The sequence below is a fragment of the Pseudomonas triticifolii genome, assembly GCF_014358015.1.
GTDB lineage: Bacteria > Pseudomonadota > Gammaproteobacteria > Pseudomonadales > Pseudomonadaceae > Aquipseudomonas > Aquipseudomonas triticifolii.
This window is the reverse complement of record NZ_JACONV010000006.1, coordinates 178,356-201,544: the sequence shown is the minus strand read 5'-3', so window position 1 is coordinate 201,544 and position 23,189 is coordinate 178,356. Positions and strand designations below refer to the sequence as shown.

17 protein-coding genes are annotated in these 23,189 nt (G+C 59.8%); 13 read left to right on the top strand and 4 right to left on the bottom strand.

Annotated features, from left to right (window positions below):
- The first annotated feature begins 240 nt into the window (after window positions 1–240).
- Genes dgcB through etfB form a run of 3 tightly spaced genes read left to right on the top strand, consistent with a single transcriptional unit; the run spans window position 241 to window position 4,221 of the window.
- The gene (gene dgcB, locus H8S56_RS12080) at window positions 241–2,205 is read left to right on the top strand and encodes a dimethylglycine demethylation protein DgcB (RefSeq protein ID WP_187518763.1); all 1,965 of its coding nucleotides are present in this window, start codon (window positions 241–243) and stop codon (window positions 2,203–2,205) included.
- A complete protein-coding gene (gene etfA / locus H8S56_RS12075) occupies window positions 2,205–3,425 on the top strand; it encodes an electron transfer flavoprotein subunit alpha (protein ID WP_187518762.1) in 1,221 nt (406 codons plus the stop codon). Before dgcB ends, etfA begins: the two co-directional genes overlap by 1 nt.
- A complete protein-coding gene (etfB, locus tag H8S56_RS12070) occupies window positions 3,415–4,221 on the top strand; it encodes an electron transfer flavoprotein subunit beta (protein WP_187518761.1) in 807 nt (268 codons plus the stop codon). The genes etfA and etfB overlap by 11 nt, the downstream gene beginning before the upstream one ends.
- 628 nt (window positions 4,222–4,849) lie before the next feature.
- Here etfB and H8S56_RS12065 read toward each other — a convergent pair.
- Together H8S56_RS12065 and gbcA are read right to left on the bottom strand one after the other, a co-directional pair.
- Entirely contained in the window at window positions 4,850–6,637 is a 1,788-nt protein-coding gene (locus tag H8S56_RS12065; RefSeq protein WP_187518760.1) for a fibronectin type III domain-containing protein, read from the bottom strand.
- Between the two features lie 228 nt (window positions 6,638–6,865).
- Window positions 6,866–8,164 (bottom strand): glycine-betaine demethylase subunit GbcA, encoded by a 1,299-nt coding sequence (gene gbcA / locus H8S56_RS12060; RefSeq protein ID WP_024684807.1) that lies wholly within the window; start codon window positions 8,162–8,164, stop codon window positions 6,866–6,868.
- Between the two features lie 311 nt (window positions 8,165–8,475).
- Between gbcA and gbcB the strand changes: the two genes are divergently transcribed.
- Window positions 8,476–9,576: a glycine-betaine demethylase subunit GbcB gene (gene gbcB, locus H8S56_RS12055; RefSeq protein ID WP_024684808.1), complete on the top strand. Its 1,101-nt coding sequence runs from the start codon at window positions 8,476–8,478 to the stop codon at window positions 9,574–9,576.
- Window positions 9,577–9,597: 21 nt separating this feature from the next.
- On the opposite strand, the gene H8S56_RS12050 is transcribed toward gbcB, so the two are convergent.
- Complete coding sequence (locus H8S56_RS12050) at window positions 9,598–10,638, bottom strand: threonine aldolase family protein (protein WP_024684809.1); 1,041 nt, start codon at window positions 10,636–10,638, stop codon at window positions 9,598–9,600.
- 98 nt (window positions 10,639–10,736) lie between these two features.
- On the opposite strand from H8S56_RS12050, the gene H8S56_RS12045 reads away from it, so the two are divergent.
- Entirely contained in the window at window positions 10,737–11,480 is a 744-nt protein-coding gene (locus H8S56_RS12045; protein WP_187518759.1) for a TraX family protein, read from the top strand.
- Window positions 11,481–11,841: 361 nt separating this feature from the next.
- Entirely contained in the window at window positions 11,842–13,056 is a 1,215-nt protein-coding gene (gene alaC, locus H8S56_RS12040; RefSeq protein WP_187518758.1) for an alanine transaminase, read from the top strand.
- Between the two features lie 46 nt (window positions 13,057–13,102).
- Here alaC and H8S56_RS12035 read toward each other — a convergent pair whose 3' ends face one another.
- Window positions 13,103–13,846: a hypothetical protein gene (locus H8S56_RS12035; RefSeq protein ID WP_187518757.1), complete on the bottom strand. Its 744-nt coding sequence runs from the start codon at window positions 13,844–13,846 to the stop codon at window positions 13,103–13,105.
- A 433-nt stretch (window positions 13,847–14,279) separates the two neighbouring features.
- Between H8S56_RS12035 and glyA the strand changes: the two genes are divergently transcribed.
- From glyA to fdhA, 7 genes are all read left to right on the top strand, one after another.
- A complete protein-coding gene (gene glyA / locus H8S56_RS12030; RefSeq protein WP_187518756.1) occupies window positions 14,280–15,533 on the top strand; it encodes a serine hydroxymethyltransferase in 1,254 nt (417 codons plus the stop codon).
- A gap of 17 nt (window positions 15,534–15,550) precedes the next feature.
- The gene (locus H8S56_RS12025) at window positions 15,551–16,801 is read left to right on the top strand and encodes a sarcosine oxidase subunit beta family protein (RefSeq protein ID WP_024685490.1); all 1,251 of its coding nucleotides are present in this window, start codon (window positions 15,551–15,553) and stop codon (window positions 16,799–16,801) included.
- Window positions 16,802–16,816: 15 nt separating this feature from the next.
- Window positions 16,817–17,113 carry a sarcosine oxidase subunit delta gene (locus H8S56_RS12020; protein ID WP_024685489.1) on the top strand — a complete coding sequence of 99 codons (297 nt, stop codon included), beginning with the start codon at window positions 16,817–16,819 and terminating at the stop codon, window positions 17,111–17,113.
- A complete protein-coding gene (locus H8S56_RS12015; protein WP_187518755.1) occupies window positions 17,110–20,130 on the top strand; it encodes a sarcosine oxidase subunit alpha in 3,021 nt (1,006 codons plus the stop codon). Before H8S56_RS12020 ends, H8S56_RS12015 begins: the two co-directional genes overlap by 4 nt.
- Window positions 20,131–20,182: 52 nt before the next feature.
- Window positions 20,183–20,815 carry a sarcosine oxidase subunit gamma gene (locus H8S56_RS12010; RefSeq protein ID WP_187518754.1) on the top strand — a complete coding sequence of 211 codons (633 nt, stop codon included), beginning with the start codon at window positions 20,183–20,185 and terminating at the stop codon, window positions 20,813–20,815.
- 71 nt (window positions 20,816–20,886) lie between these two features.
- Window positions 20,887–21,744 (top strand): formyltetrahydrofolate deformylase, encoded by an 858-nt coding sequence (purU, locus tag H8S56_RS12005; RefSeq protein WP_187518753.1) that lies wholly within the window; start codon window positions 20,887–20,889, stop codon window positions 21,742–21,744.
- Window positions 21,745–21,981: 237 nt separating this feature from the next.
- Complete coding sequence (gene fdhA / locus H8S56_RS12000) at window positions 21,982–23,181, top strand: formaldehyde dehydrogenase, glutathione-independent (RefSeq protein WP_004880185.1); 1,200 nt, start codon at window positions 21,982–21,984, stop codon at window positions 23,179–23,181.
- The last annotated feature ends 8 nt before the right edge of the window (window positions 23,182–23,189 follow it).

The following is a 23,189-nucleotide window of genomic DNA, read 5'->3' as shown; positions in this document are numbered from 1 at the left end:
TTTGAGGTGTCACGGTTTTGTGGGAGCTATCGCTATGTCCATGACACAGCGCTTTCGCGCAGTAAGCACTGGACTGTGGGAGGCGGCTTGCCGGCGATGCAGTCGACGCGGTGCATCAGGAGTGCCTCGTAATCGTTCATCGCGGGCAAGCCCCCTCCCACAAGGCATAGCGTTCATTCAGTACGTTGCGACAGTCAGACGATTTGGCCTGCAAGACCGCTTGGCTTTTGGGAGCTTCAGATGCTAGACACTCTTCTTCCCATCCTGCTGTTCAGCGCGCTGGCCCTTGCGGTGCTGGGTGCAATGCGGCGGGTCAACCTGTGGCGCAATGGCCGGGCCTCTAAAGTCGATTGGCTGGGCGGGTTGCTGGCCATGCCCAAGCGCTACATGGTCGATCTGCACCATGTGGTCGCCCGCGATAAATACATCGCCAACACCCACGTCGCCACGGCAGGCGGTGCGGTGGCATCGATCATTCTGGCGATTCTGGTGCACGGTTTCGGTTTGCATAACCGGCTGCTCGGCTATGCGTTGCTGTTGATGACAGCGGTCATGTTTGTCGGCGCAATCTTTGTTTACCGCCGTCGCCTGAACCCGCCTGCGCGCCTGTCCAAAGGTCCTTGGATGCGCCTGCCGAAAAGCCTGATGGCGTTCTCCGCCAGTTTTTTCATCGTCACGCTACCGGTGGCCGGCATTCTGCCGGAACACTTCGGCGGCTGGGTGCTGGTCGCGATTCTGGGCGCTGGCGTGCTGTGGGGCGTTAGCGAGTTGTTCTTCGGCATGACCTGGGGCGGGCCAATGAAGCACGCCTTTGCCGGCGCGCTGCACCTGGCCTGGCACCGTCGCGCCGAGCGCTTCGGTGGTGGCCGCTCCACGGGCCTCAAGCCGCTGGATCTGACTGACCCGACCGCACCGCTGGGCGTGGAAAAACCCAAGGACTTCACCTGGAACCAGCTGCTGGGCTTCGATGCCTGCGTGCAGTGCGGCAAGTGTGAGGCTGCGTGTCCGGCGTTCGCTGCAGGTCAGCCACTCAATCCCAAGAAGCTGATTCAGGACATGGTCGTTGGCCTGGCGGGCGGCACCGATGCGAACTTTGCGGGCAGCCCGTATCCGTCACTGGACGGCAAGGGCAAACCGATCGGCGAGCACGGCGGCCATCCACATCAGCCAATCGTCAACGGTCTGGTGGATGCCGAGACGCTGTGGTCGTGCACCACCTGCCGGGCCTGTGTCGAGGAATGCCCGATGATGATCGAGCACGTCGATGCCATCGTCGACATGCGTCGTCACCTGACCCTGGAAAAAGGCGCAACGCCGAACAAAGGTGCCGAAGTGCTGGATAACCTGATCGCCACCGACAACCCGGGCGGTTTTGCGCCGGGCGGGCGTATGAACTGGGCGGCAGATCTGAACCTGAATCTATTCAGCGAGAAAAAGACCGCAGACGTGCTGTTCTGGGTGGGTGATGGCGCATTCGACATGCGCAACCAGCGCACCTTGCGTGCGTTCGTCAAGGTTCTGAAAGCGGCTGGCGTTGACTTTGCCGTGTTGGGCCTGGAAGAGCGCGACAGCGGTGACGTGGCGCGTCGTCTGGGTGATGAAGCGACGTTCCAGATGCTGGCCCGGCGCAACATCCAGACCTTGGCCAAGTACAGCTTCAAACGCATCGTGACCTGTGACCCGCACAGCTTTCATGTGCTTAAAAACGAATACGGCGCGTTCGGCGGCGACTATCACGTGCAGCATCACAGCACGTACATGGCCGAGCTGATTCAGGGTGGATCCATGCGGTTGGGGCAGCACAAAGGCACCCGCGTGACGTATCACGATCCGTGTTACCTGGGCCGCTACAACGGCGAGTACGAAGCACCCCGTGAAGTGCTGCGTGCGCTGGGCATCGAGATCAAGGAAATGCAGCGTTCGGGCTTCCGCTCGCGTTGCTGCGGCGGCGGTGGCGGCGCGCCGATCACCGACATTCCTGGCAAGCAGCGCATTCCCGACATGCGCATGGAAGACATACGTGAAACCGGTGCTGAACTGGTGGCGGTAGGGTGTCCGCAATGTACGGCGATGCTCGAAGGCGTTGTCGAACCACGACCGCTGATCAAGGACATCGCCGAACTGGTGGCCGACGCGCTGCTGGAGGACGACGTTATCCCCAGCAAGACCACCCCGGCGAAACGTGAACCTGCGGAGGTGCACTGATGAGCGACATTATCCGCCGCGACCCGCGTGCCGAGTGGATTGCCCGTAACCGGCTGCACCCGCTGCATGCGGCGATGCAGCCCCCACAAACCAGCTGGATGGGGCCTAACGGCCTGATGCGCAAGAACGTGCATGGCGTGGGTTTCATCGGTCCCAACGGCATCAAGCGCATCGACCGCAGCGGTGCGCAACAGGGTGGCGCAGTCAAGCGCTCGGCTGCCTCTGAAGTGCCGTTGCCGTTGCATCAGGTTCTCGATCCGGCGTTTTACATCAGCGTAGTGCCGGACATGGTGGGTGGCCGCCTGAGTAGCCACGACCGTGACCTGCTGGGCCTCGCTCGTCAATTGGCAGGCACGGAAGGCGCTGTTCTGGCCGTGGTGTTCGGCGAACACAAGGAAACCACCTTCGAGACCGCAGGGGTTGACCGCTTGCTGATTCTGGACGGCAGCCAGTTCAGCGGCTATTCCCCTGAACAGCGCGTGCAGGGATTGCGGGCTGTGGATAACCAGTTCAGTCCACGCCACTGGTTGCTGCCCGACAGCCGTACCGGTGGCGGGGAGTTGGGCCGCCGGTTTGCGGCCAGTATCGGTGAACGTCCGGCCACCCGCGTCTGGCAGGTCAAGGATGAGCAGTGTATTGGACGCGCAGGGGCGGGACGTGAAGATCTGGTCCGGCCTATCGCCAGATTGATTCTGGCGGCTGCCGAATGTGCAGAGCCTGTCAGCGAAACCCGGCATGAAGCGTCCACAGTGGAGTTATCCACAACGGTGGCGCGCAGCCTGCCTCGTATCGAGGACTTGGGCGCTGTGACCGTCGACCCGGCAGTTATCCCCATGGCCGAAGCCGAATTCATTCTCTCCGGGGGCAACGGGGTCAAGGACTGGGCGCTGTTTCATCGCACAGCCTCTGCGCTGGGCGCGACCGAAGGCGCATCGCGCGTGGCCGTGGACGACGGTTTCATGGGCCGTGAGCGTCAGGTCGGCGCCAGCGGCACCTGGGTCACGGCGCGTGTTTACGTGGCGGTGGGTATCTCGGGTGCCATCCAGCACCTTCAGGGGATCGGGGCTTGCGACAAAGTCGTGGCGATCAATCTCGATGCAGGCTGCGACATGGTCAAGCGGGCTGATCTGTCGGTTATCGGTGAGAGTGCTGCCATTCTCGATGCGCTGATCGCAGCTGTCGAAGCCTGGCGCAACGGGGAGAAACGTAATGCAGCCTGATCAAGCCAGACAAGCGGTGGATAACTCGGGCGTGCAGATCATCAGTCTGGTGTCTGTGGGTGCGCACCCGACGTCAGGTCGGGCGCGTCGCGCCGAACAGGATGCACGAGCGGTCGAAATGGGGCTGCAACTGGTTGGGGATCGGTTGCAGGTGTTGCACGCGGGTGATGCGCAGGAGCCGGCATTACGCGCTTATCTGGGCATGGGGCTCAGCGAACTGCATGTGCTGGAGCAGCCGCAGGGCGCAGATGCTCTGATCAGCCTGACGGACTACATTCGCGATTCCTCTGCTCAGGTTGTGCTTGCTGGCAGCCAGGCTGAAACCGGCGAAGGTTCGGGCATGCTGCCCTTCCTGCTTGCCGAGCGGCTCGGCTGGCCGCTGGTGACCGGGCTTGCCGAGGTCGAATCGCTGGCCAACGGTACGGCCCTGGTCCTGCAGACGCTGCCACGTGGGCAGCGTCGTCGTCTGAAAGTACGCCTGCCGTTTCTCGCTACTGTGGATAACGCGGCTCCCAAGCCGCGTCAAAGCGCCTATGGGCCTGCACAGCGCGGCGCGTTGGGTGTGGAAGACGTCGAAGTGGTCATCGATGAGTTACTCACAGTTCAGGCGCTGCAACCGGCCAAGTCGCGTCCCAAACGCTTGAAAGTGATCAAGGCCAAAAGTGGAGCCGATCGCATGAAGGCCGCCACTGCCAAGGCCAGCGGCGGCGGTGGGCAGGTGTTCAAAGGCGTGAGCCCTGAAGAAGGTGCCGCCGCGATTCTCAAGTTGTTGATAGAAGAAGGCGTCATCCGCTAAGTACTGCGGCAAGACTTACACACATTCCCTGTGCGTGCGCCTGTGGATAAGGTGTTCGCGCCTTGCTATACCCCTTGAAAACCGTGCCCTCCAGGAGCCTGATCAATTAATGATCAGGCTAAGTGGCCGATTTTTCAGGCATTTCGGTGTGGATAAGTAACCCACGAGCCTGTCAGTGATTTGATAACTGCCCACAATCTCTGTGAGCGGCTCTGTGGACAAGTTGTTCGTGATCCTCTGTGAGCCTTTAAATACGAGGCTTTTACGGATTTGTACAAAAAATAGTCAGCCAAGCGGTTCGGCGCCTGTAAAACCCGTAAATCGAAGAAAAAGAGAGTTTTCCACAGATCTTTTCCGCAACCGGCAAAGTTGTACCCAAAGTCTGTTGGTGCTTCTGTGGATAACGTGTTCGCGGTCTTCTGCAGGCCTCTAAATCCGTGGTGTTTGGCGTTCTGGTTAAAAAATGTACAGGGCTTGTTCGAAAGGGTGTGGTGGATAAGTACCGGTTTTCCCTTCCTTTTTTGTCGTCAGTGAAACGACCTGTCCGCAGTACTCAGCACATTACTCTGTGGATAAGTCGTTTCCGTCCTGACGCCCGTCCGAAAGCGGGTCAGTCACTTCGGTTCAGCTAGCGTCTCTGAGCTTTGCGGCGATCACCCCGGAGTGCGTAAGGCGACCACAGGGTGAATGCTGCGGTTGGTGTCCACGCCGGATTTGAAACGTGGGCCTGGATGCAGATATAAACAATGCCTTCATACCTGGCCAGCTCGTCAATCTTGTAGCTGTGGTCCACCACCCAGTCTGATATCTCACCCCCGCCGTCCTCGGGTTTGGTTGATGTTTTCAATATGTTGCTGGGAGAGGAGAACATATTGGCGGTGTCGCGCGTAAAGACGACATATTGATAGGGCGTGTTGGCAGTCAGTCCTGTATCGGTGAACGTCGTGGCAGGTGCCTTGACCGCTGCGATCTGGCCCTCGTTGCGAATGATTGCGTACTCCATAATCGGGTGCGTACCGGGAGAGGACGCGTTCCACATGATCGAAATACTGTTCGCCGTGATCTCGGTCGTGTGCAAATCACTGGGCGCCGTTGGCCGTTGGTCTTCTCCGCTTTCGGTCTTCGTGCCCACACTGAGCTCGTCAGAAGGCTTGGAGGTGGCACCCTCACTGTCGGTCGCTGTGACGTAGTAGGTGTAGAGAGTACCCGGTTGGAGGTCCTCATCGACGAATGGAGGGCGTGCGGTTTCGCCCACGTGAACGCCATCTCGATAGAGATCGTATCGCAGGACCGGTTTCTCCCATTCCGAGAGCGACCAGCTCAGGGTGATTGACGTCGTGGTTTGTTGCGATGATGTGAGGCCCGCTGGCGCGGGTGGTTCGTCCGGTTCTGGCTGCTCGATCTCGGTCAAATACTTGTATCGATCATGGAATTCCCAATTGTAAGGCGTGCCATTTTTATCGATGCCGTCATCCCAGTTGATTGACCAGGTCATCAATCCTCGAATCGGGTTGCCGTCGCTTTCCAGAGCGACCAGCGCATCGTTTACATCCTCAGGGTCAATCACATAGCCCGTCGCGGCCCCGTCATTGTTGCTGGGCAAGCCAATGACGAGACGGTCGGCAGGAATAGACGAAAACCCCCGGGTGCCGTGGATCAAACTGTCAGTAAGGTAATAAAGAAATTCCCGTTTCTGATCATCATTGTTTTGAGTGATCCAGGCATTCAGTTCATCAACCCATATGCCATCACCGCCTTGGTTATAATATTGCGGCGCAATGAAGTCATAGTACGCTTCCAGCGCTGAGACATAATCAAGGTAAGCGCCGGCGTCCCTGAGATAAGGGAACTCTGGCGCCATGCTGATAATGAAGTGCTTGCCTTCAGTTTCGTAATGTTTACGCACCAGCTTCAGTGCCGCAGGTAATACCGTCGCGTTATCGGCATACGTGATGGCAGTCTGTTCAAGATCGATATCCAGGCCGTCAAAGCCATAGACCTCGACCAGTCGGCAGATTTCAGCAGCCAGTGCGGCTTCCTGACCCGCGTGCAACTCAATGTGGGCATCAGCGCCACCCAGAGAGATCAGTACGGCTCTGCCTTGTGCATTCAGCTTGGCGACCTCGGCACGAAACTCAGCATCGGTGCCTTTGTAAGGTTTGAAGGTCGGGATGCCGTTGCCCTTCATAAAGGCGACCGCCACCACGTTGTAGGCTTCTGGAACCTCGCTCAGGGACATTTCCTTGAACATGCCCTGCTGATAACCCTGGCCAGGTTCAGGTCCCCAGTTATGCCAGAAACCCATGAGGATGTTTTTTGGTAACTCCGGCATCCCGGACGCCGCATCGTCTCTGCGTTTTTTGAAACGGGAGAGGTAGCGTTTTATGTACTTTTTGAATAAGTAGCGAGTGAACATAGTTTTCTCCATGCACTTAGTAACGTACGCGTGCGTACGCCGTTCGTCTCCATTCCGTTGGGACGTCAGATAAGTTTAGCCAGAGAAAACTGTTCGATGCCTATTATAAAATGGAGGTGGGTTTTAAAGGGTTCTAGACCAATGGACGGTGTGCAGTGGTAGTCGTAAGTTAATTGTCATCACGGCGTTCAGGAATGACCTGAACGCCTGAATGGCTGGCCTTGAAAGTTACTCGTGGTTGACCGCCACACCCTTCAGATAGGGCGCAGGCTCCGCTCCGAGGTTTTCCAGCATTCGCGAGCTGTACCAGTCGACGAAGTTGACCACGCCGAACTCGTAGGTCTTCGAGTAAGGACCTGGCTCATAGGCGGTGGAGTTGATGCCACGCTGGTTCTCTTCGGCCAGACGTCGGTCCTGATCGTTGGTGGCGTCCCAGACCTGGCGCATGCGCTCCACGTCGTAGTCCACACCCTCCACGGCGTCCTTGTGGACGATCCATTTGGTGGTGACCATGGTTTCCTGCGCGCTGATCGGCCAGACGGTGAACACGATGATGTGATCGCCCATGCAGTGGTTCCAGGAGTGCGGCAGGTGCAGGATGCGCATCGAGCCAAGATCCGGGTTCTGAATGCGCCCCATCAGCTTTTTGCAGCCGACCTTGCCGTCCATCGTCATCGACACCGTGCCCTTGAGTAGCGGCATGCGCACGATGCGGTTACGCAGGCCGAAGCTTGCGTGTGCGTAAGGAATCTTCTCGGCATCCCAGGCCGCAGCGGAGGCGGCCACGTGGTCCTTGAACGCCTGGTCGGCACGCGGATCCGTCACGTCATCCCATTCCAGCAGGGTCTTGAGCAGTTCCGGGTGCGATGCGTTGCAGTGGTAGCACTCGCGATTGTTTTCGAGCACCAGCTTCCAGTTGGCTTTTTCCATCAAGGTGGTCTGCACCGCCACCTTGGTGTTTTCCATGTCATAGGGTTCCATGTAATGACGCAGGGTCGCCAGGAACTCGTCGATGGCCGGCGGGTTTTCCGCCAGGCTGATGAAAATGTAGCCGCCAGCGGTTTTCACGTTCACAGGCTTGAGGCCGAACTGCGTCATGTCGAAGTCATCGCCCATCTCGCTGCCTGCGTAGAGCAGGCGGCCATCGAGCTCGTAAGTCCACTGGTGGTAGTGGCAGACCAGCTTGGCCACTTTGCCTTTCTCGGCGGTGCACAGGCGCGAGCCACGGTGACGGCACACGTTGTGGAAGGCATTCACGACACCGTCCGGACCACGCACCACCAGGATCGGGTTCTTGCCGATCTGCAGTGTCAGGTAGTTGCCCTTGGCCGGGATTTCGCAGGTCATCCCCGCAATCAGCCACTCCTTCTGGAAAATTTCCTGCATGTCGATTTCAAACAGCCGTTCATCACTGTAGAAAGGCTGCGGCAGCGAATACGTGCGTTCGCGATTCTGCAGCATCTCGGCAGTGGCCTTGCGTGCAGGTTCCAGCAGGTCGCCCAGGCTCAGGGTTGCGGTGACGTCCATCGTTAAAATCCCTCATGACCGCGTCTGAAGGCGGCCTGCGAATGTGGCTGATACGGTTGTTGTCGCGTTGCACGCCGGGCAGCGGATGTGTCGTCCATGTGTGGCTACCCTTTGTGGCGAGTGTGGGGGCGAGCGCGTGGCGAACCTTATCCATGGGCGACATGGCCGAATCCGTTCCCGACGCGAAACACCTTGTCTTTGGGGGCTGGTCGCCGTAAGTACGTGAATGTCGTTGATGGATAAGTGACGGTGTCTTCTGTTAAGCAGAATCCGCACCATAAGAGGCCGACAGTCGGCCGTGGAGATCATGTATGTCCCAAAGTTTCCTCAGCCCGGTCACGACCCAGACATGGGCCAACGGGCGCCACCTGGTAAGGGTCGTCAAAGTCATTCAGGAAACCTGGGATGTACGCACGTTCTGCTTCATGGCCGACCAGCCGATCCTGTTCTTTTTCAAGCCCGGGCAGTTCGTGACCCTGGAGCTGGAAATCGACGGCGTGCCGATCATGCGCTCCTATACCATCTCCAGTTCGCCTTCGGTGCCATACAGCTTCTCGATCACCGTCAAGCGCGTCCCGGGCGGTAAAGTCTCCAACTACCTGCACGACACGCTGCATGAAGGCCAGGAGCTGGCGGTGCACGGGCCGGTCGGGCTGTTCAACGCCATCGACTTCCCGAACCCCAGGATTCTTTACCTCAGCGGTGGCGTCGGTATCACGCCCGTGATGTCCATGGCGCGCTGGTTCTACGACACCAACGCCAACGTCGACATGGTGTTTGTGCACAGCGCCCGTTCGCCCAAGGACATCATCTACCACCGCGAGCTGGAACACATGGCGTCGCGAATCGACAACTTCAGCCTGCACCTGGTCTGTGAAAAACACGGCCTTGGCGAGCCGTGGGCGGGGTATCGCGGCTACCTGAACCTGAAAATGCTCGAACTCATGGCTCCGGACTTCATGGACCGCGAGGTGTTCTGCTGCGGGCCTACGCCATACATGGCGGCTGTGAAACGCCTGTTGCAGGAAAACGGCTTCAACATGGCGCAGTACCATGAGGAGTCCTTCGGTGCCACGCCGCCCGAAGCCCGCGCCGACGCAGTGGAACAAGCCGAAATCGCCGCCGATGCCCCCGATGTCGATGTCGCCGATCTGCATCAGGTCGAGTTCACCGACACGGGCAAGAGCATTCGCGTGGGGCCGGGCGAAACCGTCCACGCGGCTGCCGCCAAGCTGGGCCTGATGATCCCCAAAGCCTGTGGCATGGGGATCTGCGGGACCTGCAAGGTGATGAAAGTCAGCGGCGAAGTAGAGATGGAGCACAACGGCGGCATCACCGACGACGACGTCGCTGAAGGCTACATCCTGTCCTGCTGCAGCGTACCCAAAGGGGACGTGCGGATCGAGTATTGAGGTCTGCTCAGGTGGTGCAGGTCAGCCCTGCATCACAAGCCGGATGTCGGCTGCCAGTTCGCGAACGCGTTCTTCCTCGGTGTCCCACGAGCACATGAAGCGTGCGCCGCCGTTGCCGATGAAGGTGTAGAAGCGCCAGCCTCTGGCCGTCAGGGCGGCAATTGCCGCTTCCGACAGTTGCAGAAACACACCATTGGCCTGCACCGGGAACATCAGCTCCACGCCGGGAATATCCTTGACCAGATCCGCCAGCAGCTGCGCGCAGTGGTTGGCGTGGCGTGCGTGCTTGAGCCACGCGTCGTTTTCCAGCAGGCCGACCCACGGCGCTGACAGAAAACGCATCTTCGAGGCCAGCTGTCCGGCCTGTTTGCAGCGATAGTCGAAGTCTTCGGCCAGGTCGTGGTTGAAGAACAGAATCGCCTCGCCCACTGCCATGCCGTTTTTGGTGCCGCCGAAACACAGCACATCCACGCCCGATTTCCAGGTCAGTTCAGCCGGGGAGCAGTCCAGAAACGCACAGGCGTTGGAGAAACGTGCGCCGTCCATATGCAGATGCAGGCCCAGTTCCTTGCAGGTGGCGCTGATCGCCTTGAGTTCGTCCGGCTGATAGACGCCGCCCACTTCGGTGGCCTGAGTGATGGTCACGACCCGGGGTTTGGGGTAGTGAATGTCCTGACGCTTGAGCGCCACTTCGCGGATCGATTCAGGGGTCAGCTTGCCGCCTGCGCTGCGAGCGGTCAGCAGCTTGGAACCGTTGGAGAAAAATTCCGGCGCGCCGCATTCGTCGGTTTCGACGTGTGCCGTTTCCGAACAGATGACACTGTGGTAACTCTGACACAGCGAAGACAGCGCCAGTGAGTTGGCCGCCGTACCGTTGAAGGCAAAGAACACCTCGCAGTCGGTTTCGAACAAGCGGCGGAAATCATCCGACGCCCGCGCAGTCCATTGATCGTCGCCGTAGGCACGTTGATGACCCTTGTTCGCCTGTTCCATGGCTGCCCAGGCTTCGGGGCAGATACCGGAATAGTTGTCACTGGCGAACTGTTGGCTTTGGTCTGTCATGGCCGATTCCTTGTGGGCTTATGGTGCGCACTGTACCGAATAATGAGGGGTGCGGTCATGTCTCGACGACGTGACGCGCGGATAACATCAGGAGTGCTATGGATCTTTCCAACCCGCCTTTTCTGCCGGGACGCAACAAGGCGCTGGACCTGCTCAAGTGGCTGGCGATGCTGAGCATGGTGCTCGATCATCTGCGCTACGTAGGCTGGTCGATCAACGAGCTGTATGTGCCGGGGCGTTTTGCCTTTCCCTTTTTCTGCCTGGCCATTGCGGTCAATCTTTCACGGCGCAGCGCGGCGGTGGTCGCGCCGCGTGTGCAATGGCGATACCTCTTGTGGTTGCTGGCGTTTGCTGCGCTGTCAGAGATTCCCTATCGCCTGTTCATGGCCGATGCAACGGTGCTCAACGTCATGCCGACGCTGCTGCTCGGCTTGCTGATTGCGCAGGGTTGGCAGCACCGTACGGCCGTGACGCGGGTGATGGCGATTGTCGCGTTGCTGCTGGCGGTGATGTTTCAGCAATACCTGATGTTCGGGGTGGCGGGCGTGTTGCTGCCCCTGGTGTTTGTTTGGGTGCTCGACAGATCGCTTGGTTACGCGATTTTTCCGGCTGTGTTCTGCGTGGCGGGCAATGCCTGGCCCGAGATGTTTGCCGGTGCTGCGTGGGGGGATCCGATTTCCATCGGTTCGCTGATCGCGTGTCTGCTTGCGCCGGTGCTGGGCCTGGCGATGTTGCGGAGCAAACCGGGTTTCAGGGTCATGCCGATGCGGCGCTGGGCGTATGCGATCTACCCGCTGCATTTTCTGGCGTTGCTGGGGTTGCGTGAGGTGTTGCTGTGGTGACGTCTGGACGTGGATCGTCCTGAGATGCGTACCCATTGGAGGCCTAACCACGTCTTCGACGTAGCGCTGTCGGGCATCAAGCTTAGTGGGAGCGGACCGGGCGGCGTTCCGCTTGTCCGCGAAAAGGCCATTACATCCGACGAATATTCATCGACTGAACGACAGCATTCGCGGACAAGTCCGCTCCCACAGTCCGCTGCTTGCAGCAAGACGTGTGTATAACAATGAGCGCGGAGTGTAGGTACGATCAGCGTATCGCTATAGACAAAACGCCATTACTGCATTTATCTTCCGCAGCAGGCCGCCTCATGTGGCCAACGTCGCTCGGACGGTTCCGGGCGCTTACGTCTGCGAGATTCTCATGGCTGACCAAGGTTCGCCGCGCCGCTTTGCGCGCATTGATCGACTCCCCCCTTACGTGTTCAACATCACCGCCGAGCTGAAGATGGCCGCCCGTCGTCGTGGTGAGGACATTATCGACCTGAGCATGGGCAACCCCGATGGGGCCACGCCGCCGCACATCGTCGAAAAACTGGTGACCGTCGCCCAACGTGAAGACACTCACGGCTACTCGACTTCGCGTGGCATTCCGCGTCTGCGTCGGGCGATTTCCAACTGGTACAAGAAACGTTACGAGGTCGATATCGACCCCGAAAACGAAGCCATTGTCACGATCGGTTCCAAGGAGGGCCTGGCGCACCTGATGCTGGCCACGCTGGATCAGGGCGACACTGTGCTGGTGCCCAACCCTAGCTATCCGATCCACATCTATGGTGCGGTGATTGCCGGTGCCCAGGTGCGTTCTGTGCCGCTGGTGCCGGGTGTGGATTTCTTCGCCGAGCTGGAAAAAGCCATTCGCGGCTCGATTCCCAAGCCGAAAATGATGATTCTGGGCTTCCCGTCCAACCCGACCGCGCAGTGCGTAGAACTGGACTTCTTCGAGCGCGTCGTGGCCCTGGCCAAGCAGTACGACGTGTTGGTGGTTCACGACCTGGCCTACGCCGACATCGTCTACGACGGCTGGAAAGCACCGTCCATCATGCAGGTTCCCGGTGCCAAGGACATTGCCGTGGAGTTCTTCACCCTGTCCAAGAGCTACAACATGGCGGGCTGGCGGATCGGCTTCATGGTCGGCAACCCCGAACTGGTCAATGCGCTGGCGCGGATCAAGAGCTATCACGACTACGGCACCTTCACGCCGCTGCAGGTGGCCGCCATTGCCGCGCTGGAAGGGGATCAGCAGTGCGTGCTCGACATCGCCGAGCAATATCGCCAGCGTCGCAACGTGCTCGTTAAAGGCCTGCATGAACTGGGCTGGATGGTCGAAAATCCCAAGGCGTCGATGTACGTCTGGGCGAAGATCCCTGAAGCTTATGCACACTTGGGGTCACTGGAGTTTGCCAAGAAACTGCTGGCCGAAGCCAAGGTGTGCGTTTCGCCCGGCGTCGGGTTCGGTGAGTACGGCGACGATCACGTGCGTTTCGCGCTGATCGAGAATCAGGACCGGATTCGTCAGGCGGTGCGCGGGATTCGCGGCATGTTCCGGGCGGATGCGTTGGTTACGCCGAAAAGCTGACCGCCATCGCTCATACGCCAGGGTTGCGACGACACCTTGGCGTTTCTCACGCTTGCGCTGGTGAATTCGGGGTCGGGGCCGGCCCCGCGGGTAAAGGCGTATGCTGGATGACCGGTGTGAACGGCGTTTCAGACAGCGTGGTTACGCCGTACACCACGGACAGTTCAGCCGAACCGCTCTCCACGTAATAGTCGCCCGGCACTGCACACCGGACCGCTTCAGCTGCCGTTACGGTTATTGAGTAGCTTCTTCCTTCAACGGTCCGGATATTGATCGCGGCGCGGTGGTCTTCAGACATTCTGATGGTTCTGTCCATCACAATATCTTGCTCGGATTCACCCTCGTAAAACGTCGAACCTTTAGGCAGGTAAAGAGGTGTGTCCGATTCGATGGCGTCGGGTGCGACGGGCGCGGGTATTTCCCACAGGTAGATGTCGGCTATGACGGTGCCATCTGAATAGGAAATGACCTTGAAGATAACGGAGTTAAAGACATCGTTCTGATGAATGATGTCTTGAGTGGTCGCGTAAAGCCTGGCGTCGGTTATCGACGTTGTGGTGGTAAGTGTCGTCTCCATGCCCTCGATGTAGACCGTGACCAGCGCCTCGAGAGTAGGCAGTTCCTGGATAGTCCTCAGCTTGACCCGGCCTAGCAGATTCGAATCATGAAGCACGCCCTGAGAAAGGAAGAGCCACGGATCGAGAGCGGGCATCGGGTGGCTTTTTTGAGCGCTCAGCGCTTTCCATAGTGCTGGCGTCAGGGTATGCGTTCTTGCGATCAGGCCCATCATGGTCTCCTTCCAGGTGTCGGCGAATTCAGTCCGTTGAATAAAAAAGAGTGATCTGTCCGCGTTGTTACAGGCTCTGTTGTTCCAGCGCCATCGACCGCTTTACATCGCCAGATTAGGTTTCTGCGTCTGCCCCCGTCTACTGTCAGAACTGGCAGGTGCTCTGCCTTGATTGCGCTCATGCGCTACGTTTGCGTCGGATGCAACGGGCTTTTTGCGGACAAGTCCGCGCCCTCGGTCTCCAATCGTGCTCGCGTCGGAGCGCGGAGCCGGAGGAACGATCAGTGGGGCCGATCCGGGCAATGTCGTAAACGCACCTTTGTGTGGCGTCCGTAGGCATCTGGGCGGGCGTCGTCGGCCATACCATCGCTTCCAGGGGGCAATTCACACGCCCTACCGATAAGACAGGCGCAGCGCCGCCGCTGGGAGAACCGCGATGTTCAGCAAGCAAGACCAGATCCAGGGTTATGACGACGCACTGTTGGCGGCGATGAATGCCGAGGAGCAGCGTCAGGAAGACCATATCGAGCTGATCGCCTCGGAGAACTACACCAGCAAGCGCGTCATGCAGGCCCAGGGCAGCGGCCTGACCAACAAGTACGCCGAAGGCTATCCCGGCAAGCGCTATTACGGCGGTTGCGAGCATGTCGACAAGGTCGAGCAACTGGCCATCGAGCGCGCCAAACAACTGTTCGGTGCCGATTACGCCAACGTCCAGCCGCACTCCGGCAGTCAGGCAAACGCTTCGGTCTATCTGGCGCTGCTGCAGGCTGGCGACACCGTGCTGGGCATGAGCCTGGCCCATGGCGGTCACCTGACTCACGGCGCGAAAGTCAGCTTCTCCGGCAAGCTGTACAACGCTGTGCAATACGGCATCGACACTCACACCGGCCTGATCGACTACGACGAAGTCGAGCGTCTCGCGCTGGAAAGCAAGCCGAAGATGATCATTGCCGGTTTCTCGGCCTACTCCAAGACGCTGGATTTCCCGCGCTTCCGGGAAATCGCCGACAAGGTCGGTGCCTACCTGTTAGTCGACATGGCTCACGTGGCAGGTCTGGTGGCCGCAGGCCTGTACCCGAACCCGCTGCCTTATGCCGACGTCGTCACCACCACGACCCACAAGACCCTGCGCGGCCCGCGTGGCGGCCTGATTCTGGCCAGGGCCAACGAAGAGCTCGAAAAGAAATTCAACTCCGCCGTGTTCCCCGGCGGTCAGGGCGGCCCGCTGATGCATGTCATCGCCGCCAAGGCTGTGTGCTTCAAGGAAGCCATGGAGCCAGGTTTCAAAGCCTATCAACAACAAGTGATCGATAACGCCCAGGCCATGGCACAGGTGTTCATTGATCGCGGCTTCGATGTCGTTTCCGGCGGCACTGACAACCACCTGTTTCTGGTCAGCCTGATCCGTCAGGGCCTGACCGGCAAGGACGCCGACGCTGCACTGGGGCGTGCGCACATCACCGTCAACAAGAACTCGGTGCCCAACGACCCGCAATCGCCGTTCGTGACGTCCGGTCTGCGTATCGGCACCCCGGCGGTGACCAGTCGCGGTTTCAAGGTGACTCAGTGCATCGAACTGGCGGGCTGGATCTGCGACATCCTCGACAACCTCGGTGACGCCGATGTCGAGGCCAACGTTGCGAGTCAGGTCGCCGCACTGTGTTCCGATTTCCCGGTTTATCGCTGAGTCAGGAGTAGCCCTACATGCAGCATTACTCAGGCTTCGGCCTTCTCAAGCACTCCCTCAGCCACCACGAGAACTGGCAGCGCATGTGGCGTACGCCGACCCCGAAGAAGGTGTACGACGTGGTCATCGTTGGCGGCGGCGGGCACGGTCTGGCCACGGCCTACTATCTGGCCAAAGAGCATGGCATCACCAACGTTGCCGTGGTTGAGAAAGGCTGGCTGGGCGGCGGCAACACGGCGCGTAACACCACCATCGTGCGCTCCAACTACCTGTGGGACGAATCGGCTCACCTGTATGAGCACGCGATGAAGTTGTGGGAAGGCCTGTCACAGGACCTGAACTACAACGTCATGTTCTCCCAGCGTGGCGTGTACAACCTTTGCCATACCCTGCAGGACATGCGTGATTCCGAGCGCCGTGTCAGCGCCAACCGCCTCAATGGCGTGGATGGCGAGTTGCTCAACGGCCAGCAGGTTGCGCAAGAAATTCCGTATCTGGACTGCTCGAAGAACACCCGTTACCCGATCATCGGCGCGACCGTTCAGCGCCGCGGTGGCGTTGCCCGTCACGATGCCGTGGCCTGGGGCTTTGCGCGTGCCGCCGATGCACTGGGCGTGGACCTGATCCAGCAGACCGAAGTGATCGGTTTTCGCAAGGAAAACGGCGTGTGCATCGGTGTCGAAACCAATAAGGGTTTCATCGGGGCCAAGCGCGTCGGCGTTGTGACCGCAGGCAACTCGGGCCACATGGCCAAACTGGCCGGCTTCCGTCTGCCGATCGAGTCTCATCCGCTTCAGGCGCTGGTGTCCGAGCCGATCAAACCCATCATCGACAGCGTCATCATGTCCAACGCCGTACACGGCTACATCAGCCAGTCCGACAAGGGCGACCTGGTGATCGGTGCCGGTATCGACAGCTGGGTCGGCTACGGCCAGCGCGGTTCGTATCCGGTGATCGAACACACCATCCAGGCCATCGTCGAGATGTTCCCGGTGCTGTCGCGCGTGCGCATGAACCGCCAGTGGGGCGGCATCGTCGACACCACGCCGGATGCCTGCCCGATCATTTCCAAGACGCCGGTCCCGAACATGTTCTTCAACTGCGGTTGGGGCACGGGCGGCTTCAAGGCCACACCAGGCTCGGGCAACGTATTTGCCGCAAGCCTGGCCAAAGGCGAGATGCACCCGTTGGCCAAGCCATTCTCCATTGATCGTTTTCACAACGGCGCACTCATTGACGAACACGGCGCAGCCGCGGTCGCCCACTAAACAGGAGAAATACCCATGTTGCATATCTTCTGTCCTCACTGTGGCGAACTGCGCTCCGAAGAGGAATTTCACGCATCAGGCCAGGCGCACATTCCGCGTCCGCTCGATCCGGGTGCCTGCACTGACGAGCAGTGGGGCGATTACATGTTCTTCCGCGATAACCCGCGTGGCCTGCACCACGAGCTGTGGATTCACGCAGCCGGTTGCCGTCAGTACTTCAACGCCACGCGAAACACCGTGACCTACGAGATTCTCGAGACCTATCCGATCGGCGCCAAGCCGCAGTTCACGGACAAGGGAGACAAGGTATGAGCCAGAACAACCGACTGCCCAACGGCGGCCGTATCAACCGTAGCAAGGTGCTGAATTTCACCTTCAACGGTCAGACCTATCAGGGCTTTGAGGGTGACTCCCTGGCGTCCGCGCTGCTGGCCAATGGTGTTGATATCATCGGTCGCAGCTTCAAGTACTCGCGACCACGCGGCATTTTCGCGGCAGGTTCCGAAGAGCCGAACGCCGTATTGCAGATCGGCGCGACCGAAGCCACGCAGATTCCCAACGTGCGAGCGACTCAGCAAGCTCTCTATTCGGGTCTGGTCGCGACCAGCACCAATGGCTGGCCGAGTGTGAACAACGATGTGATGGGCATTCTCGGCAAGGTCGGCGGCAAGCTGATGCCGCCGGGCTTCTACTACAAGACGTTCATGTACCCGCAGTCGTTCTGGATGACGTACGAGAAGTACATCCGCAAGGCCGCAGGCCTGGGCCGCTCGCCGACCGAGAACGACCCTGACAGCTACGATGCGATGAACCAGCACTGCGACGTGCTGATTGTCGGCGCAGGCCCTGCAGGCCTCGCGGCAGCGCTGGCTGCAGCGCGCAGTGGCGCTCGTGTGATTCTGGCCGACGAGCAGGAGGAGTTCGGCGGCAGCCTGCTCGACAGCCGTGAGAGCCTGGATGGCAAACCGGCCGTTGAATGGGTCGCTACTGTGGTTGCCGAGCTCAAAGGCCTGCGTAACGTGACCCTGTTGCCTCGCGCCACGGTCAACGGCTATCACGATCACAACTTCCTGACGATTCACGAGCGCCTGACCGATCACCTCGGCGACCGTGCGCCGATCGGCATGGTGCGTCAGCGCATGCACCGCGTCCGTGCCAGGCGCGTGGTGCTGGCGACCGGCACCCACGAACGTCCGCTGGTCTACGGCAACAACGATGTGCCCGGCAATATGCTGGCCGGCGCGGTCTCCACCTACGTGCGTCGCTACGGCGTGGCACCGGGCAAAAAGCTTGTGCTGTCCACCAACAACGACCATGCCTATCGCGTTGCACTGGACTGGCTCGACGCCAGTCTGCCCGTGGTGGCGATTGCCGATGCACGTCATAACCCGCGTGGTCCGCTGGTGGAAGAGGCGCGCGCCAAAGGCATTCGCATCCTGACCGGCAGCGCAGTGATCGAAGCCCGGGGCACCAAGCGCGTGACGGCTGCACGTGTCGCCGCCATCGACGTCAAATCACACAACGTGACCAGTCCCGGTGAATGGCTGGAGTGCGACCTGGTGGCCAGCTCTGGCGGTTACAGCCCGATCGTTCACTTGGCATCGCACCTGGGCGGCAAGCCGGTCTGGCGTGAAGACATTCTCGGTTTCGTGCCGGGCGAAGCGCCGCAGAGGCGAGTGTGTGTCGGCGGCGTAAATGGTGTCTACAGCCTGGCGGACAGCCTGGCGGATGGTTTCGAAGGTGGCGTGCGCGCGGCCAGCGAAGCGGGTTTCAAGGTGGTCGAAGGCGTCATGCCCAAAGCCCTCACCCGCGCTGAAGAACCGACCCTGGCGCTGTTCCAGGTACCGCACGAAAAAGGTACCGCTCGTGCGCCCAAGCAATTCGTCGATCTGCAAAACGATGTGACCGCAGCCGCTATCGAGCTGGCGACCCGTGAGGGCTTCGAGTCCGTCGAACACGTCAAGCGCTACACCGCGCTGGGTTTTGGCACCGATCAGGGCAAACTGGGTAACGTCAACGGTCTGGCCATTGCCGCTCGCTCGCTGAACGTGTCGATCCCGGAAATGGGCACCACCATGTTCCGTCCCAACTACACGCCGGTGACCTTCGGCGCGATTGCCGGTCGGCATTGCGGGCATGTTTTCGAGCCGGTGCGTTTCACTGCGTTGCACGCGTGGCATGTGCGAAACGGTGCCGAGTTCGAGGACGTCGGTCAGTGGAAGCGTCCTTGGTACTTTCCGAAAAATGGCGAAGACATGCACGCTGCCGTCGCCCGCGAATGCAAGGCTGTGCGCGCCAGCGTGGGTCTGCTGGATGCCTCGACACTGGGCAAAATCGACATTCAAGGGCCCGATGCCCGTGAGTTTCTGAACCGCATCTACACCAACGCCTGGACCAAACTGGACGTGGGCAAGGCGCGTTACGGCCTGATGTGCAAGGAAGACGGCATGGTCTTCGATGACGGCGTGACGGCCTGCATCGCCGACAACCACTTCCTGATGACCACCACCACCGGCGGCGCTGCACGCGTTCTGCAATGGCTGGAAATCTATCAGCAGACCGAATGGCCAGACCTGAAGGTGTACTTCACGTCGGTGACCGACCACTGGGCGACCCTGACGCTGTCCGGCCCCAATAGCCGCAAACTGCTCAGTGAAGTCACCGATATCGACCTGGGCCGCGAAGCGTTCCCGTTCATGACCTGGAAAGAAGGTTTGGTCGCAGGCGTACCGGCCCGGGTGTTCCGCATCTCCTTTACCGGCGAGCTGTCCTACGAGGTCAACGTCCAGGCCGACTACGCGATGGGCGTACTGGAAAAGATCATCGAGGCAGGCAAGCAGTACGACCTGACACCGTATGGCACAGAAACCATGCACGTGCTGCGGGCCGAGAAGGGTTTCATCATCGTCGGTCAGGACACCGACGGCTCGATGACGCCGGACGACCTGAACATGGGCTGGTGTGTCGGTCGTACCAAGCCGTTTTCATGGATCGGCTGGCGCGGCATGAACCGGGAAGACTGCGTGCGCGAACAGCGCAAGCAACTGGTCGGGCTCAAGCCGGTTGATCCGACCAAATGGCTGCCGGAAGGCGCGCAACTGGTGTTCGACACCAAGCAGACAATCCCGATGAGCATGGTCGGTCACGTGACCTCCAGCTACGCGCACAACTCGCTGGGCTATTCGTTCGCGCTGGGCGTGGTCAAGGGCGGCCTGAACCGCATGGGCGAACGGGTATTCGCACCGTTGGCCGATGGCAGCGTGATTGAAGCCGAGATCGTTTCGTCGGTGTTCTTCGATCCGAAGGGCGATCATCAGAACGTCGAATAAACGGTCGTTTCCGCACGCTGGGCTGTACAACAGAATTCAAAGCAGGTGATCCATGACCACAGTCAATGTTTACCCACAACGCCCGACCACCGACGTCAAAGCCGAGTCGCCGTTGTTCCATGCGAGTCTTGAAAGCCTCGTCGGCAAAGGCCGCGCCAATCCGGGTGTGTTTTTGCGCGAGAAGAAATTGCTGGGCCATCTGACCCTTCGGGGTGATGCCCACGATCCTGCGTTTGCCGCTGGCGTGCACAAGGCGCTCGGTATGGAGTTGCCTGCCGCACTGATGCTGGTCACCCGGGGTGAAAGCTCGCTGCAGTGGATGGGCCCGGATGAGTGGCTGCTGATCGTACCGACCGGCGAAGAGCTTGCTGCCGAACAGAAACTGCGTGAAGCGCTGGCCGGTTTGCACATCGCAATCGTCAACGTCAGCGGCGGCCAGTCGATCCTTGAGCTGACCGGGCCAAAGGTGCGTCAGGTCTTGATGAAGTCCACCAGCTACGACGTACACCCGGACAACTTTCCGGTGGGCAAGGCCGTCGGCACGGTGTTCGCCAAGTCGCAACTGGTGATCCGTCGCACGGGCGAAGAAACCTGGGAGTTGCTGATTCGTCGCAGCTTCGCCGATTACTGGTGGCTGTGGTTGCAGGATGCGTCAGCAGAATATGGTTTGAGTATTCAGGCGTGAAGTGAGTGGTGTCTGATCCAGCGTCTTTGCAAAGACCTGACAGGCGATGAGGATCCAGGAGTAATCGCGTAATGAGTCGTGCCCCCGATACATGGATTTTGACTGCCGACTGCCCCAGTGTGCTGGGTACGGTGGATGCCGTGACCCGCTTTTTGTTCGAGCAGGGTTGCTACGTGACCGAGCACCATTCGTTCGATGATCGCCTGTCGGGGCGCTTTTTCATTCGCGTCGAATTTCGTCAGCCAGAAGGCTTCGACGAGGAAGGTTTCCGGGCAGGCCTGGCCGAGCGGGGCAGTGCGTTCGGCATGATCTTCGAACTGACGGCACCCAACTACCGGCCGAAAGTGGTGATCATGGTTTCCAAGGCGGACCATTGCCTGAATGACCTGCTGTACCGCCAGCGCATCAATCAGCTGTCCATGGACGTGGTCGCGGTGGTGTCCAATCACCCCGATCTTGAGCCGTTGGCAGCGTGGCATGGAATTGCGTACTACCATTTCCCACTCGACCCCAACGACAAGCCTGCGCAGGAGGCCAGAGTCTGGCAGGTCATCGAAGAATCGGGTGCCGAACTGGTGATCCTTGCCCGCTACATGCAAGTGCTGTCACCGGATCTGTGCCGCAAGCTCGATGGCAAGGCGATCAACATTCACCACTCGCTGCTACCCGGTTTCAAAGGGGCCAAGCCCTACCATCAGGCCTACAACAAGGGCGTGAAACTGGTGGGGGCGACGGCGCATTACATCAACAACGACCTGGACGAAGGTCCGATCATTGCGCAGGGCGTCGAAGTGGTCGATCACAGTCACTACCCCGAAGACCTGATCGCCAAGGGCCGGGACATTGAAGGGCTGACACTGGCTCGCGCAGTGGGCTATCACATTGAACGGCGGGTGTTTCTCAACGCCAACAGGACGGTGGTTTTGTAGGGTTTCACAACACAATCACAGGAATCACCGAACCGTGGGAGGCGGCTTGCCGGCGATGGCGTCAGACCGGTTATCCGCAGGTCGCCTGAAAACAGGCATCGCGGGCAAGCTCCTCCCACCGTCATGGTTTCTCGGCAAGTTACGACACAAGCAACCCAGAGCAATCGATGCGTTGCCGTAACACCCATCAAAGCAGCGCATTTCTCCGCTACAACACAATAAAAGCGAGGTGAAAGCATGTCTGGTAATCGCGGTGTAGTGTATCTCGGCGCTGGCAAGGTCGAAGTGCAAAGCATTCCTTTCCCCAAAATGGAAGATCCACGCGGCAAGCGCATCGAACACGGTGTCATCCTGCGCGTGGTGTCCACCAACATCTGCGGCTCGGACCAGCACATGGTTCGCGGCCGCACCACTGCCCAGACCGGGCTTGTGCTCGGTCATGAAATTACTGGCGAAGTGCTCGAAGCCGGCCGTGACGTGGAGCATCTGAAAGTCGGCGATCTGGTCTCCGTGCCCTTCAACGTGGCGTGCGGCCGCTGCCGCAGTTGCAAGGAACAGCACACCGGTGTCTGCCTGACCGTAAACCCTGCCCGCGCCGGTGGTGCCTATGGTTATGTCGACATGGGCGACTGGGTCGGCGGCCAGGCGGAATATGTGCTGGTGCCTTATGCGGACTTCAACCTGCTCAAACTGCCGGATCGCGACGCCGCGATGGAGAAGATCCGCGACCTGACCTGTCTCTCCGACATTCTGCCCACCGGCTACCACGGCGCAGTGACTGCCGGTGTAGGGCCGGGTAGCACGGTCTATGTGGCGGGTGCCGGGCCGGTCGGTCTGGCAGCCGCTGCGTCGGCGCGTCTGCTGGGCGCAGCCGTGGTGATCGTCGGTGACGTCAATCCGACCCGTCTGGTTCACGCCAAGGCTCAGGGATTCGAGATTGCCGACCTGTCCCAGGACACGCCGTTGCACGAGCAGATCGCAGCGCTGCTGGGCGAGCCGGAAGTGGATTGCGCCATCGATGCGGTAGGCTTCGAAGCCCGAGGCCACGGCCATGCCGGTGCGCAGTCGGAAGCGCCCGCAACCGTACTCAACTCGCTCATGGGCGTGGTTCGCGTGGCTGGCAAGATTGGTATTCCCGGCCTTTACGTTACCGAAGATCCGGGGGCCGTGGACGCTGCTGCGAAGATGGGCAGCCTCAGCATCCGTTTCGGCCTGGGCTGGGCCAAATCCCACAGCTTCCACACTGGGCAGACGCCAGTCATGAAGTACAACCGCCAACTCATGCAAGCCATCATGTGGGATCGCATCAAGATCGCTGACGTGGTCGGCGTCGAAGTCATCAGCCTTGATGATGCACCGCGTGGCTACGGCGAGTTCGATGCGGGTGTACCGAAGAAGTTTGTGATTGATCCGCACAAGTTGTTCAGCGCAGCGTGATGTCGGTG

Excerpts from the sequence above, each read along its gene's own strand:
- gbcB (WP_024684808.1), top strand. The coding sequence starts at position 8,476 with ATGTCCCAAAGTTTCCTCAGCCCGGTCACGACCCAGACATGGGCCAAC.
- alaC (WP_187518758.1), top strand. The coding sequence starts at position 11,842 with ATGGCTGACCAAGGTTCGCCGCGCCGCTTTGCGCGCATTGATCGACTC.
- fdhA (WP_004880185.1), top strand. The coding sequence starts at position 21,982 with ATGTCTGGTAATCGCGGTGTAGTGTATCTCGGCGCTGGCAAGGTCGAA.
- H8S56_RS12050 (WP_024684809.1), bottom strand. The coding sequence starts at position 10,638 with ATGACAGACCAAAGCCAACAGTTCGCCAGTGACAACTATTCCGGTATC.
- H8S56_RS12035 (WP_187518757.1), bottom strand. The coding sequence starts at position 13,846 with ATGATGGGCCTGATCGCAAGAACGCATACCCTGACGCCAGCACTATGG.
- gbcA (WP_024684807.1), bottom strand. The coding sequence starts at position 8,164 with ATGGACGTCACCGCAACCCTGAGCCTGGGCGACCTGCTGGAACCTGCA.
- H8S56_RS12020 (WP_024685489.1), top strand. The coding sequence starts at position 16,817 with ATGTTGCATATCTTCTGTCCTCACTGTGGCGAACTGCGCTCCGAAGAG.
- dgcB (WP_187518763.1), top strand. The coding sequence starts at position 241 with ATGCTAGACACTCTTCTTCCCATCCTGCTGTTCAGCGCGCTGGCCCTT.
- H8S56_RS12045 (WP_187518759.1), top strand. The coding sequence starts at position 10,737 with ATGGATCTTTCCAACCCGCCTTTTCTGCCGGGACGCAACAAGGCGCTG.
- glyA (WP_187518756.1), top strand. The coding sequence starts at position 14,280 with ATGTTCAGCAAGCAAGACCAGATCCAGGGTTATGACGACGCACTGTTG.
- H8S56_RS12025 (WP_024685490.1), top strand. The coding sequence starts at position 15,551 with ATGCAGCATTACTCAGGCTTCGGCCTTCTCAAGCACTCCCTCAGCCAC.
- etfA (WP_187518762.1), top strand. The coding sequence starts at position 2,205 with ATGAGCGACATTATCCGCCGCGACCCGCGTGCCGAGTGGATTGCCCGT.
- H8S56_RS12065 (WP_187518760.1), bottom strand. The coding sequence starts at position 6,637 with ATGTTCACTCGCTACTTATTCAAAAAGTACATAAAACGCTACCTCTCC.
- H8S56_RS12010 (WP_187518754.1), top strand. The coding sequence starts at position 20,183 with ATGACCACAGTCAATGTTTACCCACAACGCCCGACCACCGACGTCAAA.
- H8S56_RS12015 (WP_187518755.1), top strand. The coding sequence starts at position 17,110 with ATGAGCCAGAACAACCGACTGCCCAACGGCGGCCGTATCAACCGTAGC.
- etfB (WP_187518761.1), top strand. The coding sequence starts at position 3,415 with ATGCAGCCTGATCAAGCCAGACAAGCGGTGGATAACTCGGGCGTGCAG.
- purU (WP_187518753.1), top strand. The coding sequence starts at position 20,887 with ATGAGTCGTGCCCCCGATACATGGATTTTGACTGCCGACTGCCCCAGT.